The sequence below is a fragment of the Pseudomonas sp. D47 genome (assembly GCF_045447305.1).
Taxonomy (GTDB): Bacteria; Pseudomonadota; Gammaproteobacteria; order Pseudomonadales; family Pseudomonadaceae; genus Aquipseudomonas.
The window spans coordinates 1-18470 of sequence record NZ_JBJGXU010000085.1 but is presented as its reverse complement, the minus strand read 5'-3'; the positions used below and the strand labels follow the sequence as shown (position 1 = coordinate 18470).

Genomic DNA, 18470 nt, shown 5'->3' with positions numbered 1-18470 from the left:
CGACTTACATCGCGCATTTTGCCTTGGAAAGCATTGCTTACAATCGAGCGGCGGCGATCCTGCATTGAACGCTGTACAACTCAATTATGCTTACGTACCTTCTAATGGCGGTATTTCACCGAGCCAATATCACGCTCCCATTCGGCGAAAAGCTTGCACCCTCGAACGACACTATTTGCATCATTTTATATCGCTGCCTTTGAAAGGCCTCGTCTCGCAGACATCATTTAGCAAAGCTCACCTCATGGCTGAAGCAACCCAAACCATCACGTCATATAACGTACCCACCACCTACTGGCGTTACACATGGCCAACCGTTTTTGCCATGCTCGTTAGCGGGCTCTATCAAATCGTTGACGGCATTTTCATTGGCCAATTCGTCGGTGCCGACGGCTTGGCGGCGATCAACACCGCCTGGCCCTGGATTGGCTTGATTGCCGGAGTAGGCCTAATGGTGGGCATGGGCGCCGGCATCCACTGCTCGATCGCCCAAGGACAAGCGCAACTGCAAAAAGCCCGGCAGTTCATTGCCCACGGTCTTTGGCTGCTTCTGCTGCTGGGCATCACTGTGGGCTGCCTGGTCACCGCGTGGGGCGAACCCCTTTTACAGATACAAGGGGTCGATGCCAGCGTGATGCGCCACGGCGCTGATTACCTGCGCGTCTTTGGAGGGGGCGCCCCATTGATCATGGCCAGCCTGGCCTTGCCCATTCTAGTGAGAAACCTCGGCGCGCCCATGCTCGCCACCGGAATGCTGCTGGCGGGGGCTTTGATCAACGTGTTGCTCGACTACCTGTTTATCGTGGTCATGGGCTGGGGCCTAGAAGGCGCAGCGTGGGCTACGGTGATGGGGGAATCGCTCTCGGTCATCATTGGTTTGGTTTTTTTATGTTCCCGTGCCAGCCCCCTGACTTTACACCGAAAAGACATGTGGATCTGGCCGCAGTGGGCCCCGTACCGGGCCATCGCGAGCAGCGGCTTTTCAAGCTTTTTGATGTATCTGTATGCCAGCTTTGCCGTCGTACTCCACAACACCGCGCTCATGCACTATGGCAACACAGTGCATGTGGCCGCCTACGCCGTCACCGGATACATCATGACTCTCTACTATTTGTTGGCTGAAGGCCTGGCCACCGGCATGCAGCCGATGGTGAGCTATTTTCACGGGGCTGGTCACACCGCCGCTATCCGACAAACCTTCACGCTCGCCCTGCGCTGGATTATCGGTAGTGGTGTCGTGTTCGTCGGACTGATCTTTCTGCTGCCCCATGCCTGGTCGCACATTTTTGTCAGTCCAGATGACACCGCACTCACCCAGGCCACGGTACATGCACTGCGACTGCATCTGTTTGCCCTATTCATCGACGGACTGCTGGTATTGGCCGCCGCTTATTTCCAGGCAATTAATCAGAATACGAAGGCTGTCGTGATCACGGTTCTGAACATGCTGATTCAGGTACCCGCATTGCTGATACTTGCGCCTTGGTTAGGGGTGACCGGCGTTTTTCTAGCCCTGCCGGTTTCAACCGTGATTCTAGGTGCGGGATCGTGGCTGCTGCTCAAGCGACATTTCGCTCCATCCTCGGCCAAGCATTGATAGCAAGCGCGGATTTCCACCAGACAGACGACGGGCACTGCAGGACAAACTCGCCGATGTCTCTTTCGAATCGGCATATGCCGTTTTGTGAGATATCCGTAATGTGGAGCCCGCGAAGATATTTTAACCGTCGCATATTTTCGCTGTTTGTTTTTGAATCCGCTTGCCGTGTTGGCGCTGATTGAAAAAAACTGACCCAGTGGGGATGGCGCGCTCTGAGGGAGTGGATTGACGCCGGCACATCCCCCGAGATACTGAGTATCCATGTACGCTCACCGAAGATTGAAGATCGGTTGATGCCAGGTCATTGGGAGGGGATTTGATTAAGGGCAAGGCCAACGCCTCGTTTTTAGGCACCTTAGTGAAGCGCACCAGTGGTGACTTGATGCCGGTAAAAATGAGCGATGCAACCGCGACGTCGGCCATGCGGGGCTTCAGTGCTGCACTCAATCGTATGCCGCGGGCGATGCGCAAGAGCATGACCTACAACCAGGGACGGGAAATGGCACGGCATGCTGAAATTACGCAGAAGGCTGGGGCTGCCATCTACTTTTGCTAATGAGGCAATAGACGTGGCCCCGCGGCACGCCAGACGACGGCCAGCTCCGCCTGGTGGTTCCGGACTCCAGCAGCGCACTCCATAGAGCAATCCTGACTCTTCAAACAATCGTTTGATCTGGTTCAGCCAAGGTACAGCATGGGTTCAGCGGGTGTTCAGAACGGGGTGCATAACCTTACTTCATCCCCCACAGCGCACTCAGCGCATTAGGAATTTCCCAATGACCCCCTTCAAAAAATTGCTGCTGACCTTCACCGTATTGGGCGCCAGTGCCGTGGCCCAGGCTGAGACCACTAACTTCGCTGGCGTGACCTATGGCCAGACCAGCAACCAGATCAGTAAATCCAAGTCGCTGAACAATAACCTCAACCACCCGAGCGCCGACGGCATCATCCACAAGGACCACACCTTTGGTCTGCGCGTCGGCCGTCAAAGCGACGACAGCCGTTACTACGCCACCTACGACAACGTGTCGGGTTCGCACCATGCCTATAAGCAGCGTCAGGAAAACCTGCTCGGTAGCTACGACCTGTTCCTGCCGGTGGGCAAGGACACCAAACTGTTTGGCGGCGCCTCGGCCGGTCTGACCAAAGTAAGCCAGGAATCATCCGGCTTCAGCCGCGACACAAATATCGGTTACACCATCGGCGCCCAAGCTGGCGTGTTGCAACAGGTGACCTCAAATACATCGCTGGAGCTGGGTTACCGCTACCTTCGCACCAACGCCAGTACCGAGCTGAATGAGCACGGCGGTAGCAAACAGGGTTCGATGAAACTCAACAGCAGCGCTCAGACCTACCTGGCGGCCAACTACGCGTTTTAACCAGCGTCCGACGTCAGGCTGACGAGGCAAAGCGTTGTGCTTCGTCAGCGGGGTTACTCAGGAGAGCGTGATGAAATTACTGGTCGTTGAAGATGACGCGTTATTGCGTCATCACCTATACACCCGCCTGACCGAGAGCGGTCACTTGGTTGAAGCCGTGAGCAACGCCAAAGAGGCCTTGTACCTGGCTGAGCACTTCAACCATGACCTGGCGCTGTCGACCTTAGCCTGCCGAATATGAGTGGCCAGGAACTGATCCTGCAACTGCGCAACCGGGGCCAGCGTCTTCCGATCCTGATCCTCACCGCGCGCTGCAATTGGCAAGACAAGGTCGAAGGCCTGGCCGCTGGGGCCGATGATTACTTGGTCAAACCCTTTCGGTTTGAAGAGTTGGACGCGCGGCTGGCTGCCTTGCTGCGTAGTACCGTCGGATTTACCCAGTCGACTCTCGTCGCCGGACCGCTGTCGCTCGACCTCAATCGCAAACAGGCGGCTTTCGATGAGCAGCCGTTGGCCCTAACCACCGACGAGTACCGCATCCTTGAGTACCTGATGCACCATCATCAGCAGGTAGTGGCCAAGGAACAATTGATGAGACTCTATCCGGAAGACGGTGAGCGCGACCCAAATGTCATCGAGGTGTTGGTGTGCCGACTGCGGCGTAAACTCGAAGGCCGGACCGGCTTTAAGCCGATCGACACCGTGCGCGGCCAAGGTTACCTGTTCACGCAGCGTTGCACATGATGGGCTTCCGGCGTGCAGGGTGGATACTCCTAGCCGCCCTGTTGGCGGTAGTGTCCCTGACCTTATTGATCCCCGTGACGGGCGAGATTATTGGCTGCTTAGCTATCATGGCGGTGGCGGCGTTTATCATCACCCTTTGACAGTCCAGTAGCCGTCCGATAAATAATTGAGATCGCCCCGTATGGCGACGGCTAAAAAGACCATGCCCCCCACCGTTTTTTGCGCTGTTTCTGGCGGCCTGCAGCAGTGAAGACGAGGCGCATCGAGAAGTCCAGGTAACCACAGCGAGCAAATGCGCCTGGTCGGGAGTGGCTTCCTGAATAACAATCGTGATCCGCCGGGCGTGAGCCTCTACACCGGCCCCGATGACGTGACTTTTTAGAGGTCGCGTTGGATCGCGTGAACGTAACGGCGGGGCTCGGTGAATGACCGACGTAATAGCGTCGCGAACTTGCCCATCAGCGCTTACTGGGGGCGAGCACTCCATTCAATCCGCTCACAGGTCCACCGGCACCACCTTTGAATCCGCTCGCAGACGTCGACAGAGGCGGTTAACTGACCCGATGGAAGTACCGATGCATTTCCTCCTGAGCATCCTGGGAGAGATGGAATGTGGCGTTCGCAGGGATGTGCACCAAACCATCTGCCTCTTCGAACGGAAACCTCAGCGCCCTCGCCCAGGCCACCTGGATACGACTGTTGAGATTCTCCCGCTCTGACTGAAACCGCTCCACGGCGTGGTACGCATCCCGATTGAGCAACAGCACGGTTAGATGAGCAGTACCATTCAGGCGTTCTGAATGTTTGCGAGCGGATTGAATCCTGAAGGTCAAGGAGTCAACAAACCATGATGACGGCATTGCCTGATTCGGGTAGCAAATGGTTTGCTGGGGGGAACGCCATTAAGACAGTGCGTCAGCGAGTCACGGGGTCACAACGGCCTCGGCGACAGCGTATATTTCCAGCAGCGAAGTAAAGAGTTCGTTTTGTTGTTGTGCGGCGACAACAAAAGCAGCCAAAGCCGTGATATTGGCACGACCAATAAACTCGCCAGTGAGTAGTGGCCACAATGAAAGACGCAATTTACGACTATGACCCCGGGGCAATCCTAGATGGCCCTGAATCCATATCTATCTTCATGGAGGATGCGTTTGAGACTGGTGACGCGAAATACATCACCAAGGCAATGGGTATTGTTGCCCGCGCCAAAGGAATGATCGAACTGGCCTGTGAAACAGGCCTTTCCGGCGAGCTGCTTTATCGCTCGTTCAGCGATAAGCAAACCCTACGCTCAAAACCATGCTGGTCGCTATGCGAGCCCTTGGGATCAAGATGACTGCACGGCAGCACATAGCCCCGCTAATAAAAACCTTAGAACCCATTTTCCACCCTCCTCAGCAGTAGGGTTTCATCTATATGCTCAAGTCTTTTCAGCCCCTGTTACTGACCGGCTTTCTTCTGCACCTGACCTTTTCGGTCACCGCCGCCCCGTTCAACACTAGCCTGCCCCCCAAGGTTCAGGAAGCCCTCCAGAAGGCCAAGCTACCGAACAACGCGCTGTCATTGGTGATGATTCCCCTCAACGGCCCTGGCACGCCCACCATGGTCAACGCCGACGTGTCGGTCAATCCAGCTTCGACCATGAAGCTAGTCACTACCTACGCCGCCCTGGAAATGCTCGGCCCCACCCACCAGTGGAAAACCGAGTTCTATACCGACGGCACCCTGAGTGGTGGCGTGCTGCACGGTAACCTGTACCTCAAGGGTGGCGGTGATCCTAAGCTGAACATGGAAAAGCTCTGGTTGCTGATGCGTGACCTGCGTGCAAACGGCGTGCGACAAGTAACCGGCGACCTAGTGCTGGATCGCAGTTTCTTCGTCCAGCCGCAATTGCCGGAATTCAATGACGACGGTAACGACGTCAATAGGCCCTTCTTAGTCAATCCCGACGCATTGCTGGTTAACCTCAAGGCCTTGCGCTTTCTGGCCCGAAACGATTCCGGCAAGGTTCTGATTTCGGTGGAGCCGCCAATTGCCAGTATTCATATCAATAACCAGGTTAAGGTGGTCAACAGTAAACAGTGCACTGGTGACGTGCGTTACAACCCGGTGACCGCCGCCGATGGCAGCGTCACGGTGACCGTTAACGGGCAATTGGGTGACGGCTGCAGCTCGCAGACCTATCTGTCACTGCTGGACCACGCCACTTACACCGCCGGCACACTACGGGCGATCTGGAAGGAATTGGGCGGCAGCATCCAAGGACGCGACGTGCAGGCCTTGGTGCCAAAAGATGCCAAGGTCCTGGCCCGGGTATTCTCCCCAGACCTGGCAGAAATCATCCGCGATATCAACAAATACAGTAACAACACCATGGCCAGGCAATTATTCCTCAGCCTCGGAGCGCAATACCGTACCGACGCCGACGCCGACGACGCCAAGGCCGCCCTACGTGTGGTACGTAGTTGGCTGGCGAAGAAAAACATCACAGCGCCGCACTTGATAATGGAGAACGGCTCCGGCCTGTCGCGCTCCGAAAGGATCAGCGCCCGGGAGATGGCAACTATGCTACAAGCCGCCTGGAGAAGTCCGTATGCGGCGGAGTACATCAGTTCGCTGCCGATTTCCGGAATGGATGGCGGCATGCGTAAACGCCTGAAAAGCACGGCTTTGCGCGGTGAAGCCCACGTCAAGACTGGCACCTTGAACAACGTGCGGGCGATGGCTGGCTTCAGCCGCGACAGCAATGGCAATACCTGGGCAGTAGTGGCGATACTCAACGATCCTAAGCCGTGGGGGGCTTCGTCGGTGCTGGATCAGGTGCTACTGGAACTGTATCGCCAGCCGAAGCTGGACAGACTGCCCCGAGCTGATGCGCATGATTAGCTAACGTAGTTAGTCAGGGGGCGGATTGAAAGCCCAGCGGAACAGAACCGTTAAAGCCCACTTTCTCGTTCCGAGCGCTACCTCAATGGCCTTAACTGTTCCCGAGAGACTTGCTCGATCAGCGTAACCGAGTAGCCCCCTATATCAGTATTACAAATTGCGAATACCGCGCTGACTTGAACAAAGATTCTAGAAGTACTTGGACAGTGATTGTTCGCTGATTAAATCTATACTCAGACAAGGTAGCGAAGCAGCGTTTATAACTACCATCGACCTCTTTTTCGAAGCAAGTCAGGCCCATGCCCAATTCCCAGCCGCCATGACCGCCAGTAACTTTGGTGTGTTGAGCGTTCAAGTGAAGCAGGGGGATCGGTTGATACTTGGCACCCAAGGTATAACCTTTAGGATTTTTTTCTGTCTGACTACGGCTACCTGACACGTCGACCCGGTATCCGCCTGACGCTGTGCATCACTTCCTTCCATCTCGGTAGCCTGTCCGCATAGGTTCCAGCGTTGAGGACGTTGACCACCAAAGCCGCTAACGGTAACCGACCGCCGGAGGCTTTGATCGAGGGGGCGTTTATGATAACGCTGAAGCGTCCGAGGCTGATGGCCTGAGCTGTGCTGCGTGTCCATTGCCCAAGGGCTTCGGCGTTTTGGCCAACCAAGCGCCAAACTACCGTGCCGTTCTCCATGCCCCGCAGTAGGCGGGTGTCCTAGCCCAGACGGATGACTAAAAATAGCCCCACTGCTAGGGGCCGTGGGTAAGCCATGAGGGTGGTCCGCTGAGTGAATACATAACGTCAGCGGGATGAGCATTTATTGACGCATCGATGCACTGATGGGAGCGTCGCACGCATATGTTTTTTTCAGAACTCTATAGGCTCCCCAACATAATCTCGACGCCGAACCATAAAAGACCTTTCGAAGGTGATAACCGTTTCTCGTGTGGATTTGATACCCAGCGTTTCTACCGTAATAATGCCATTATTCGGCTGGGATTTCGACGGACGTTTTGCGAGGATTTTGCTGGTTGCGTAGAGCGTGTCGCCCACAAAAAGCGGGGTTTTCAAACGCACGGACTCCCAACCTAGGTTCGCTACAGCCCTGGCAGACAAAGCCTGCACGGTCATCCCACTGACCAATGCCAAAGTGATGCTGCTATTCACCAAAACGCGGCCATATTCAGCGCTGGCACCATAGGCATGATCGAAATGCAATGGATGCTGATTCATCGTCAGTAAGGTTAGCCAAGTGTTGTCTGCTTCAGAGAGGGTGCGGCCAGGCCAGTGTTTGATTGTCATTCCTGGCTCGAAGTCCTCGTAGTCCCCACCGTGTTCTTCAACGTACTCATTTTCGCCAACTTGTCTTAACATGAGATTTTCTACCTGAATTGGTATAGCGCGACCGCGGCGGCAGTATCTTCAATGGCCAGCCCCACGCTGCGAAACGCAGTGGTCTGCCCCCGCTTAGCGGTGGACTCGCCAAGAATAAGAGCGCCAAGTTCATTAAGATATTCTGGCTGGAGGTAGCCCCGCGCGAGTGCAGTTCGAACTTCCCCCGCGTCTTCCTGAGCGGCGGCCCTCGTTTCTACAATGACAAACGCTGTTTTCAATAAAGCGGGATCAACTTCGATAGCCTCTTCGTGGGTACCGCCGATGATATTCAGGTGAGCTCCCGGCGCCACCCAGTCGGTTTTAATCAAAGGCTCACTGGAACTAGTTGAGGTGGTGGTGCAGATGATATCAGCCCCCTGCACCGCTTCGAATGCGCTACTGCAGACGGTGACCTCAGCGTCAGTTAACGTCTGCGCCCACTGCGCAAACTCATCCGTTCTGGCCATTGTACGGGAGAACAACCGCACCCTGTGGATCTGGCGCACGGCCAGCATCGCCAGCAGAGTGGCCCGCGCCTGAACCCCCGCCCCCAGGATAGCAAGATCCCCAGCGTTGGCCGGGGCGCACAAACTGGTCGCTAAACCGGCCACGGCGCCGGTTCGCAAGGCGGTTAAACTTGCGCCATCGAGCAAGGCAAGTATCTGACCCGTATTGATGTCCGTTAACACCACAACACCGTGGATCAACGGAAGTCCATGCTCTGAGTTACCTTGCGTGAGAGTGGTGATTTTTACGCTAGCAACGCCGCGCTTCATCCACGCGGCCGGGCTGATCAACATCTCTGAGGGGCCATGCTGGAGTAAAGTTCGCGGTGGCGATTGTTCTTCACCTGTACGTAAATCCTTGAAGGCCTCACCAAGGACCTCCATCACCTGCCAAAGCCGGGCATCTCCGGACATTTCGGTGGCGTCTATTATTTGCATGGTCACATGCTGGCCCTTTTCATCTGCGCGACAACCTCAACGATAATGTCTTCTTGCCCGGCCACGACCTGCCGTCTTCCTAGTTCGAAGAAGACGTCGCGCGGGTCTATCCCAGCGGTGCCTGCGTGATTTAAAACAGGATTTTTGAAGCCGGAGAAGACGCCTGCCAGACCACTGACGATGCCCATGGAATCTATCATCGGCGGGGTTACCATTAATTCCCGGGCGACGAGTTCTGCGGCATCAAGAAATTGATAAAGGTCTATACCCGTGTCGAACTCCAGGCGCGCTAATACGGGAATCAGAACTTCGAGTTGAGTATTCCCCGCCCCAGCTCCAAACCCGCAAGCACAACCATCAATAACGGTGGCCCCGGCCTCAGCGGCAGCTACCGAGTTAGCAACCGCCATGCCCAAATTGTTGTGGGCGTGAAAAATGAGTGGCACGTCTACCTGCAACCGCATCGCGGCGATGCGTGCGGTAACATCCTGCGGCAAAAGATTGCCAGCGGAATCCATGATGCCGACAGCCTGCGCACCATACCCCACCAATAATTCAGCTTGTGCGGCTAACTGTACGGGGGTTGCCATATGGCTCATCATCAATACCGCATGAGCCTCTGCGCCCCGCTCACGCAGCCAGCCAAGATGGCGTTCAGCAAGGGTTGCCTCGGTGCAATGGGTACCGATCCGCACCACTTCAGCGCCACAAGACAGCGCTTTTGACAAGTCGGCGATGACTCCCCAACCTGGCAACATAAATACGCCCATCTTGCTGTTTCGAAGAGACTCGCGCACGGTCGTCAACATGGTTTCATCACTCAATGCTGCCCGCCCGACCTGATATGAAGACGCGCCGAGCCCGTTGCCGTGGCCGACCTCAACGATTGCAACCCCGGTTTTATCTACGGCGGTGGCATAGTCTCGCAGTTGTGCAACTGTGAGCTGGTGTTTTACGGCGTGCTGACCATCGCGCAAGGTTGAATCGTTAATTAAGATATTCATTTGCTCTCCAGCTTGTTTCGATAGTGCGCATACTGCTCGGCAACCATGATGGCCGCAGAATTAATCAAATCCAGATTCCCAGCGTATTCAGGCAGCACGTTGCTGCTAGCTATCACCTCCAGAGATATCGAAACTCGTCCTTCGGTGACTTTGAGAGTAGTGAGCGAATATCCCGCCGAAAAACCCCGTACTGCCTCAACAGCGTCGGTGACGACTGGCGTTATCTGTTCGGTCGTCACGCCTGGAATGCTGGCAAAAATAGTGACCCTAAACATGGCGGGAGGCACCGCCGGACTGATGTTGAGGATCGCCTTGGTGTTTGCTACGCCGGTGAAAGTGCTCAGTGCGAGCTGCGTAGTTTCCACGTATTCGTCGATATTAATCCGAGTGGCTCGCCCCAGGATATCGCTTGCTACGGTCGCCACGACCTCGATGTCGTTGATACGGAAATGACGACTTAGGGCATGCAGTATGGGTATCGATGCCTGCCCACCGCAGCTGATCAGACTGACATTGCGCTCGGTCAGTACATCAATGCCGGTCACTGTGGGCACTATCATTTTGCCCAAGTGACTGGGTGTTAAGTCGATCAGCAAGGTACCCAACGGACGCAACAGTTCCCAATGTTTGGCATGTGACATCGCATTGGTGGCGTCGAAGACCACGTCGAAGGGTTCTGACGCCGCCAAAATGGCGTCTATACCGCCGGCACTCGTCGGGCAGCCCAACTGGGCTGCCCGACGAGTGCCGGCTGAGTCCTTGTTCCGCCCCGCGAGCAGCTGACAATTCAGCAACGAGGAATGATAAATTTTACTGACCAGATCCATGCCTATGGCGCCGGTCCCGATGACGGCAACGGAGATAGTCATGAGTTGCTCCTATCGAAACGTGCCGCCCAGGCCTTGCCGGAACGCAGGGTGTTGTGGGCCATGCGGGCAAAAGGCGGCCCAACCATGCTCCCATCAAGCAAGGCAATCCCCCCTTGGGCGGTCTTCACGGCGTCGGTGATCCGGCTTGCCGCCAATAATTCGCCCTTATTGGGCCGTAGCGCTGAGTTGATCAGTTCAAGTTCGCTAGGATGAACGGTGGCTTTTCCGTGGAACCCCAGATCCTTGGCGCACTGAATTTCATTCGCCAGGACCGCAGGTTCGGAAAGGCGATAATTGGCGGTATCGATACAGCCAATACCGTGTCTGGCGCTCGCCAGTACCATCGCCTGACGCGCGGCCAGCATGCCAGGCCACGTGATTTGCACCCCCAGCGTGGCGGCCAAATCCGCAGAACCGAAAATCAATCCGTCCGCCACGGCAGCTACGTTATCAAGATCGGTAATGGCTTCAACGGTCTCTATCGTCAGGTAAATTTCCGGATGTTTGCCAACAGAGGCAAATGTCTCGCGCAGGAAGATCACCTCGGCAGGCGACCTGACCATGGACATGACTATAAAGCCCGGAGTGGCTTTGCCCGCGCTCAGCATGACCATGTCATGCAACGAATCAATCGTTCCCAGTGCGTTGATCCGCACGGCGATATTCGTGGACTGCGTTGCATTATCGAGAGCCATGCGACAAATGGCCCTTGCTTCCGCTTTGGCAGGGCCAGGAACCGAGTCTTCCAAATCCATCAAATAAACGTCGGCGTCATAAGACAGTGCCTTGACGACTCGGCTGAGTGATAAGGCAGGTGTGTACAGAATGCTGCGTGGAACAGCCCGCGCTAAATCCGTCATTGAGGCCCCCTGACAGAAGAGATCACCTGGCATAAACCGCGAATTTGCTCGTCCCTTTGCCCGGCACGCATCATCACTCGCAGGCCGGCAGTGCCTTTGGCTACGATAGGGAAAAACACTGGCGAGACATAAAAACCTGCCTCTATAACCTGACGCCCCGCACTGATCACCCTTTCATCGCTCATCGGCACCAGGCGGATCGGGTAGGTGTTCCCGCTTTGTTCCGTCGGGATCAGTGAATCGAACAGTGAAATATTGTCGTACAGTTTTTTCTGCAACTTTGGCAATTCAGCTGTGCGGTGAATTTCTGCCGAAGCCAGGCTGGCGCCGATGGCGGCCGTATTCAGGTTCTGTGAATAGTTGAGCCCTCCGCCAAATCGCTCTACCAGGCGCAACATCTGCTGCGAATAACCGTTAAGCAGTATTGCGGCTCCGCTAGTGCCGAAAGCTTTATTGAGCGTAACCACCATTATGGTGTTTTCATTCAACGCCGGGCTATGGGAGCGAACATAACCGATACCACGCTCACCATATGCCGATATCGAATGTGAATCGTCGTAAAAGACCATCAAACCGTATTTGTCCTGCAACTCGGCCAGGGCTTTGACCGGGGCATATCCCCCCAGGCTATCGCTGCCGTCGACCACGTAACAGACCCGCTTATATTTTTTGCAGCAGTCTTCGATGAAGTTCAGATCGTGGTAGTTGCAGGTGACGACCTCGGTTTCATCGGCACAGGCGGGTTTGGCTGCAGCCAACGACACATGAGCGTGCTTATCGAAGATCATCAAAGGCCGAACGCCGTTACCTAAATGCCCTGATGCTATAAGAGGAAGCAAACCGCCGCTGACGCTACTCGCCGATACGCCGCTAAGCACGTCGGCACTGAACAGCTCACCCAGCGACTCCTCCAGTTCCTTCATGGCTGGGAGCTGGACTCGGCTGCGGGCGATGCAGTGATCCAGCACGCCATAACGGCGAACGGCATCAATGGCGCCTTCGATAACCTTGCTGTGGGAGTCCAGGTTGAGGTATGAACAGCAGCTAAAATTGACAAACTGATGACCACTCTTGGTGGACAAAAGATCACTGTCGAGGTCAGCGATAATCCCTGCAAGCCCGTTTTGCTCTGACATATCCCAGAAAGGATTGCCAATACCGATAGCTTTGTCGTTATTGCGAAATTGGTTGGTGGGGATAATTTCCTTACGACTGCTCATCAAGCGCCTTCCTCTTGGTCGATTCTGGTTGATAGTTGTAGATGCCTTTGAACTTACGGTAGGCTGCCGTGTAGAGCGCGGAATAGAAAACATAAGGCCTGCGTAGGATTTTCAGATCCCAGAACCAAAAATTAACGTTGATGTTTAGGTCGTCCAAAGATTCGGCCTGGTGCCACCACCCAAGCGGCAAATACAGCATCTCGCCGGGTTCTAAAATAAAGTCGCGGCGCTGCGAGATTTTTGCTGCCAACCGTGGGAAACGCTGCGGATCAATTTTGTCAAAGTCAAAAACTTGTGACTTATCGCCGAAACCCTGCAGGATAGAGCGCGGATAGTAATCACGTCGGCCAGGTGGAAAAAGAATGAATCTCTTTCTGCCCTGCAGCGAGATATTGAAGTTCTCCAATTCATCGAAATGGCTTTGGGTAAATACACCGTGGTAGCTGACCCATAAATTGGCGGCATTTAAACCACGACGGGAAGCCAATAGAGAGAAAGCATCGAAACCGAGAATATTATTCACGTCTTCGGGCCTGTGCATGATATTTGAAACCACTCTATACCAGGTGCTATGGTCACTCTGATATTCTTCGTTTTCAATGAACCCTCGAAGCTGAATTTTCATTGTCTGCCATCGTTCGGTATTTTCCTTATTACTGACTTCCCGGAACAATGTGACATCATCATCACCTAAACGATGCGCGATCAGGTTGCTCGCATTGATACTCGTATCAATGGGTAAATCGGTGATAATTAGAGGCACGTCTGCTCTGAAAGTAGCCTCAACGCCAAAGGCGACAAATTCTTTAAACGTAATACGTGGAACGGGAACACCCGTTACTGAATGTTTCATTATTGTCGTTTCCCTATCCCGGAAAATAATATTGCCAGACCTGCTAAAATGGGCCTCGACGCTTATTTATTGCTAACACTTATCTATTACTAACTGTTACGCAATACCCCTACTGATGGGCTTCTCGGATAGAAAATCCTAACCTGAACTTGTACACGTACTATTTGTTTAGCCCGCTTGGTGTTACAACGTCGATGGACGTTGTCTACGGTGGTCAAAGCCGACGCGAGCAATGACCAGGTTACGTGGGCGTTATCAGCCCAAGAGCAAACGTCCGCAACCTTGCCAGCCAAGAGTGATGGCAGTCGATCCAACATTCCACATCCACTGAGTCTGATTTTACTGAAGGTGAGTCAATTCTTAGGCATAAGTGCTTTCATTGCCTTTTCGGCTATGGCGGCCTGTAATTCGGCGAGCAACGCACCGAGCATGTGCGAGCCTGAAGCGTTTCGCCACCAAGCAGGGCGTCGATCAGGTCGCTCATTTGATCAAAGCCGCAACCTCCAGTGCTCCGGCGTTCTGGGCTACCGCCCCCCCTGACGCGCAGACCATAAGTCAGCGCCTATAACAAAATCAAAGTGATTAGCAGGAGATATGATGAACACACAGCCTTTGACCCATGGAACGATTCCCCAGCGCTTGGCGCATATCCGTGAGCTGATGAGCCGGGAGGCCATTCATGCCCTGCTCGTGCCGTCGGCTGATCCGCACCTGTCGGAGTACCTGCCTGGATATTGGCAGGGCCGCCAATGGTTATCGGGTTTTCATGGTTCGGTGGGCACGCTGATCGTGACTCGCGAATTCGCAGGAATCTGGGCGGATAGCCGCTACTGGGAGCAGGCCACCAAGGAACTCAAGGGCAGCGGCATTGAGTTGGTCAAACTGCAACCCTGTCAGCCCGGGCCCTTGGAATGGCTGGCCGAGAAAACTCCGAAAGGTGGCGTGGTGGCAGTGGATGGTGCTGTGATGGCCGTGGCGTCCGCCCGCTCCCTGAGCAGTAAGCTGGCCGATCACGGCGCACGCCTTCGCACGGACATCGATCTATTGAATGAAGTCTGGAATGACCGACCAAGCCTGCCGGTGCAACCGATCTACCCGCACCTTCGGCCTCAGGCAACCGTCAGCAGGGGTGACAAACTCACCACGCTGCGTGAAACCCTGAAGGACCGTGGTGCCGACTGGCACTTTATCGCCACCCTCGATGACATCGCCTGGTTGTTCAACCTGCGTGGTGCGGATGTATCGTTCAACCCGGTATTTGTCTCCTTCGCCTTGATCGGCCAGCAGCAAGCGACCTTGTTCGTGGCGTTGAGCAAAGTGGACGCTGCATTGCGTGCGGTGCTTGAACAAGATGGCGTGACTCTACGTGACTATAGTGAAGTGGCGCAGGCCCTGGCCGCGATACCGGACGGTGACAGCCTGCACGTCGACCCGGCGCGGGTGACCATTGGCCTAACGGATAACCTCGGCAGTGACGTGAAGCTGATTGAGGGTTTGAACCCGACCACCTTGACCAAGTCGCAGAAAAGCCAGGCCGACGCCGAACATATCCGTCAGGCGATGTCGCAGGACGGCGCGGCGTTATGCGAATTCTTCACTTGGCTTGAGGGTGCCTGGGGGCGCGAACGCATCACCGAGTTGACCATTGACGAGCACCTGACCGCTGCACGCGCCCGTCGTCCGGGCTACGTGTCACTGAGTTTTAATACCATCGCGGCCTACAACGCCAACGCTGCCATGCCGCACTACCACGCTACCGAAGAAGAACACACGTTGATTGAGGGCGATGGTCTGCTGTTGATCGACTCAGGCGGACAGTATCTAGGCGGCACCACTGACATCACTCGGATGGTGCCTGTGGGCACGCCAACCGCCGAGCAGAAGCGTGATTGCACGCGGGTGCTCAAGGGCATGATTGCGTTGTCGCGTGCGCAGTTCCCGCGGGGCATTCTGTCGCCGTTGCTTGACGCCATCGCACGCGCGCCGATCTGGGCCGAGAGCGTTGACTATGGGCATGGCACCGGGCACGGCGTGGGTTACTTCCTCAACGTGCACGAAGGCCCGCAAGTCATCGCCTATCAAGCAGCGCCTGCACCACAAACGGCAATGCAGCCGGGAATGATCACCTCAATCGAGCCGGGAACCTACCGTCCGGGTCGTTGGGGCGTGCGGATCGAGAACTTGGTGTTGAACCGCGAGGCCAGCGCAAGCGAGTTCGGTGAGTTCCTCAAGTTCGAAACCCTGACCTTGTGCCCGATAGACACACGGTGCTTGGAAACATCATCGCTGACCGAGGACGAGCGCGAGTGGTTCAACGGCTATCACGCCGAAGTCAGACAACGTTTGAGCCCCTTGCTGGACGGCGCGGCGTTAGCCTGGTTGAATACTCGCACTGCTCCTATCTAGTCGTGCATGCGCCGCCAGCAATCACTGGCGGCGCATGGCCTGATTGAGACTCAGACCACCGCCTCGCGGAAAAATCCAATCGACCCTGGTCGAAAAATAACTGGCCCTCGATCGATAAAGTCGACACCGGGGCCCTTTGCACTTTGTCACAAGCTACTCATCAACGCCTTTCACTCCGCCTACGCCGAGCGTCAGCTCATGCGGGGGCTGCAAACCATAAGTAAGTAATCTCTGACTATAGAGACTGGCTAACAAGGCAAGTATTCCCGCGGCCATCGCCATCCAGGCTATCTGATCCGCCCCGCCTTGATCAGAAAGTTGCCCACCTACAGACACGCCCAAGGAAAAGCCAAGCCAACCCGCGCTGGAAAGCCAAGAAAAGCCTTCTGACAAAAAACCTTTAGGCGTTAACGACTCCAATAGGTTACTGCAGGTGATCAATAACGGCGCCACCGACAGACCTGCAATGAACGCGGAAATGCCCATAACGATAGGGGAGCTTGTGAAAACAAGGGGAATAGTACCCGCACACAGCGTGACGGAAGTGATAAGCAGCAATCGGGGTTGCGGTATAGACCAGTTCATGGCGCCATAACAGATACCGCCGACCAGGCTCCCCGCGGCGCAAATAGACAATAACACTCCAGCGAGAGTAGGGTTACCCGCCTCTTTAGCGAAGGCGATCATCATGACGTCGATCGAGCCAAGAAATATCCCCACCGCCGCATAGGAGATCATTAGGGCACGAACCCAAGGCATACTGATGGCTCTGCGGGTGTTTTCTTCTGTCTTCTTCACAATAACTGGTTCAGAGCGCCGATGCAGCACCAAGGCCATAGAACCACTGAACGTGAGAGCGGCACATAATGCCAAGCCTGTCGCTGGGTGCCATATCGTGGCTAAAACGATGGCGATTAACGGCCCCAACAAGAACATAATCTCATCAAGAACAGTTTCTAACGCATACGCGGTGCGTAGAGCGTTATCAGTAACCATCGAAGCCCAGCGGGTACGAATAAACCCGTCAACAGGCACTGACGAGCAACCAGCACAAATGGCCGCGACCATCATCGCCCATAAATGCGCGTTAAGTAACACCAGTGCGATGAGTGCAATTATCGCAACAACGTGACTGCAACAGGTAATGACAAGAATTTTCCGCTGACTGAATCGGTCGGCGAGCCTGCCTAATACCGGGCTGGCTATAGCCTGCGAAATCATTAGCGCCCCAGCCACGGTACCGGCGGTCCATAATGAATCCATAATGGCGGAAATCAACATTATGCAGCTGATAGACCGCATCGCCACCGGGAATCTAACCAGCAGCCCAAACAATGAAAGCGTGGCATGCCCAGGACTAGATAATAATCGCGTATAGGAACCAAAACTGAATTTAGACTCAATAGCATTTGCTTCCATAAGATACTCTTATTATTAAATATTAAACCATCAAAGTCTAAATACGGTGGATTAACAAACGCAGCGTCAACGACTGAAAGTCGTCGAATCAATACGTTTACAGTTTTACATCTTAGCAGTATAGCCGGGTAATCCTCAGGTCTCAAAACCGAAAGATTCTGCAGATCTCACTGGGCCGTGTTGCGATAGCGGCGGAGTCAAACGAAATGCACCTCAACCTTTTTATCTAGCGCATAGGTATATTTCCGTAATGTGAAGGCTATCCGGCATCAGTCGGTCTGAATTCGGCATGCAGATTTATTCCCAACGCTCCCATGACTTTCATGATGGCCCACACCGCTGATGCTTTGTTCGTTGAGAGCAAAGCCGTTCGCAAACAGTTAAGAGGATGCCATGGCAATGGCGAGGCTAAGGGTGGTCTTGTAGGTCGTTTTCTTGGAAAGCATTAATTTTCTTCATCCTTGGACACTGTGGTGATCGTCACCACTGCAAAACGTAACAAAATTTTGAATTTAGGATAGGTAGGAAATTGAGTCACCATGTAAGGGAAGGTGGCGGCCCGCCGCCCCCCTTGGTCGCCACCACCGGATGAGTGAAGTCGGTCTTCAGCTCCGCCGCGCCCCGCGAAATGCATCGATAACGAGGGCCGGTCAGTCTGATCCAGCAAGTAACGCAGCTGCACCGCCACGAGCGAGTAGTTGGCCGAGCCGCATCGATTCGTCTCGTTGAGATCATCCCCTGGTAAACCCTGCGCTAGGTAATGGTCACCCAAAGTAAAGCCCCGTAACTCATCTTGCTATCCAATCGAAGCCCCCTCAGAAAGCCTGTAGGGCGCCATATGCCTGACCGGCAGCACTTGTATAGACATGTTAAGCCAGGCGCCCTGTACTGGATCACAGAGCCCTATACC

Annotated in this window: 14 protein-coding genes and 4 pseudogenes; 7 read left to right on the top strand and 11 right to left on the bottom strand. The window is 54.8% G+C overall.

Annotated features, from left to right (window positions below; all coding sequences use genetic code 11):
• The 4 genes and pseudogenes from ACI77I_RS29555 to ACI77I_RS29540 all read left to right on the top strand — a co-directional run.
• Positions 1-1597 (top strand): MATE family efflux transporter (locus ACI77I_RS29555; protein WP_406999693.1); only part of this gene is annotated, 1597 nt, incomplete at its 5' end.
• Positions 1598-1833: 236 nt separating this feature from the next.
• A pseudogene (locus ACI77I_RS29550) lies at positions 1834-2153 on the top strand (IS30 family transposase); the annotation flags it as partial.
• Between the two features lie 223 nt (positions 2154-2376).
• Positions 2377-2979 carry a hypothetical protein gene (locus tag ACI77I_RS29545; RefSeq protein WP_406999691.1) on the top strand — a complete coding sequence of 201 codons (603 nt, stop codon included), beginning with the start codon at positions 2377-2379 and terminating at the stop codon, positions 2977-2979.
• Between the two features lie 70 nt (positions 2980-3049).
• Positions 3050-3723, top strand: a pseudogene (locus ACI77I_RS29540) (response regulator).
• Positions 3724-4274: 551 nt separating this feature from the next.
• Here the strand turns inward: ACI77I_RS29540 and ACI77I_RS29535 are convergent.
• Positions 4275-4583, bottom strand: coding sequence for an inovirus-type Gp2 protein (locus tag ACI77I_RS29535; protein WP_406999689.1), 309 nt, complete (start codon positions 4581-4583; stop codon positions 4275-4277).
• Between the two features lie 209 nt (positions 4584-4792).
• On the opposite strand from ACI77I_RS29535, the pseudogene ACI77I_RS29530 reads away from it, so the two are divergent.
• Positions 4793-5127 (top strand): annotated as a pseudogene (locus ACI77I_RS29530) (addiction module antidote protein).
• Between the two features lie 12 nt (positions 5128-5139).
• Positions 5140-6609, top strand: a complete 1470-nt coding sequence (gene dacB, locus ACI77I_RS29525) for a D-alanyl-D-alanine carboxypeptidase/D-alanyl-D-alanine-endopeptidase (protein ID WP_406999687.1) — start codon at positions 5140-5142, stop codon at positions 6607-6609.
• A gap of 139 nt (positions 6610-6748) precedes the next feature.
• Here dacB and ACI77I_RS29520 read toward each other — a convergent pair.
• The 8 genes and pseudogenes from ACI77I_RS29520 to ACI77I_RS29485 all read right to left on the bottom strand — a co-directional run.
• A pseudogene (locus ACI77I_RS29520) lies at positions 6749-7051 on the bottom strand (inverse autotransporter beta domain-containing protein); the annotation flags it as partial.
• Positions 7052-7478: 427 nt separating this feature from the next.
• The gene (locus tag ACI77I_RS29515; RefSeq protein WP_406999685.1) at positions 7479-7985 is read right to left on the bottom strand and encodes a MaoC family dehydratase; all 507 of its coding nucleotides are present in this window, start codon (positions 7983-7985) and stop codon (positions 7479-7481) included.
• An 8-nt stretch (positions 7986-7993) separates the two neighbouring features.
• Positions 7994-8929 (bottom strand): ornithine cyclodeaminase family protein, encoded by a 936-nt coding sequence (locus tag ACI77I_RS29510; protein WP_406999683.1) that lies wholly within the window; start codon positions 8927-8929, stop codon positions 7994-7996.
• 2 nt (positions 8930-8931) lie between these two features.
• Positions 8932-9933 (bottom strand): 4-hydroxy-2-oxovalerate aldolase, encoded by a 1002-nt coding sequence (gene dmpG / locus ACI77I_RS29505; protein ID WP_406999681.1) that lies wholly within the window; start codon positions 9931-9933, stop codon positions 8932-8934.
• Positions 9930-10802: an acetaldehyde dehydrogenase (acetylating) gene (locus ACI77I_RS29500; protein ID WP_406999679.1), complete on the bottom strand. Its 873-nt coding sequence runs from the start codon at positions 10800-10802 to the stop codon at positions 9930-9932. The genes dmpG and ACI77I_RS29500 overlap by 4 nt, the downstream gene beginning before the upstream one ends.
• A complete protein-coding gene (locus tag ACI77I_RS29495; RefSeq protein ID WP_406999677.1) occupies positions 10799-11662 on the bottom strand; it encodes an HpcH/HpaI aldolase/citrate lyase family protein in 864 nt (287 codons plus the stop codon). Before ACI77I_RS29495 ends, ACI77I_RS29500 begins: the two co-directional genes overlap by 4 nt.
• Positions 11659-12882, bottom strand: a complete 1224-nt coding sequence (locus ACI77I_RS29490) for an aminotransferase class I/II-fold pyridoxal phosphate-dependent enzyme (RefSeq protein WP_406999675.1) — start codon at positions 12880-12882, stop codon at positions 11659-11661. The genes ACI77I_RS29495 and ACI77I_RS29490 overlap by 4 nt, the downstream gene beginning before the upstream one ends.
• The gene (locus ACI77I_RS29485) at positions 12869-13735 is read right to left on the bottom strand and encodes a cupin-like domain-containing protein (protein WP_406999673.1); all 867 of its coding nucleotides are present in this window, start codon (positions 13733-13735) and stop codon (positions 12869-12871) included. Before ACI77I_RS29485 ends, ACI77I_RS29490 begins: the two co-directional genes overlap by 14 nt.
• A 597-nt stretch (positions 13736-14332) precedes the next feature.
• Here ACI77I_RS29485 and ACI77I_RS29480 point away from each other — a divergent pair.
• Positions 14333-16141: an aminopeptidase P family protein gene (locus tag ACI77I_RS29480; RefSeq protein ID WP_406999671.1), complete on the top strand. Its 1809-nt coding sequence runs from the start codon at positions 14333-14335 to the stop codon at positions 16139-16141.
• Positions 16142-16294: 153 nt separating this feature from the next.
• On the opposite strand, the gene ACI77I_RS29475 is transcribed toward ACI77I_RS29480, so the two are convergent.
• Together ACI77I_RS29475 and ACI77I_RS29470 are read right to left on the bottom strand one after the other, a co-directional pair.
• Positions 16295-17560: an MFS transporter gene (locus ACI77I_RS29475; RefSeq protein WP_406999669.1), complete on the bottom strand. Its 1266-nt coding sequence runs from the start codon at positions 17558-17560 to the stop codon at positions 16295-16297.
• Between the two features lie 445 nt (positions 17561-18005).
• Positions 18006-18332, bottom strand: a complete 327-nt coding sequence (locus ACI77I_RS29470) for a hypothetical protein (RefSeq protein WP_406999667.1) — start codon at positions 18330-18332, stop codon at positions 18006-18008.
• Positions 18333-18470: the final 138 nt, after the last annotated feature.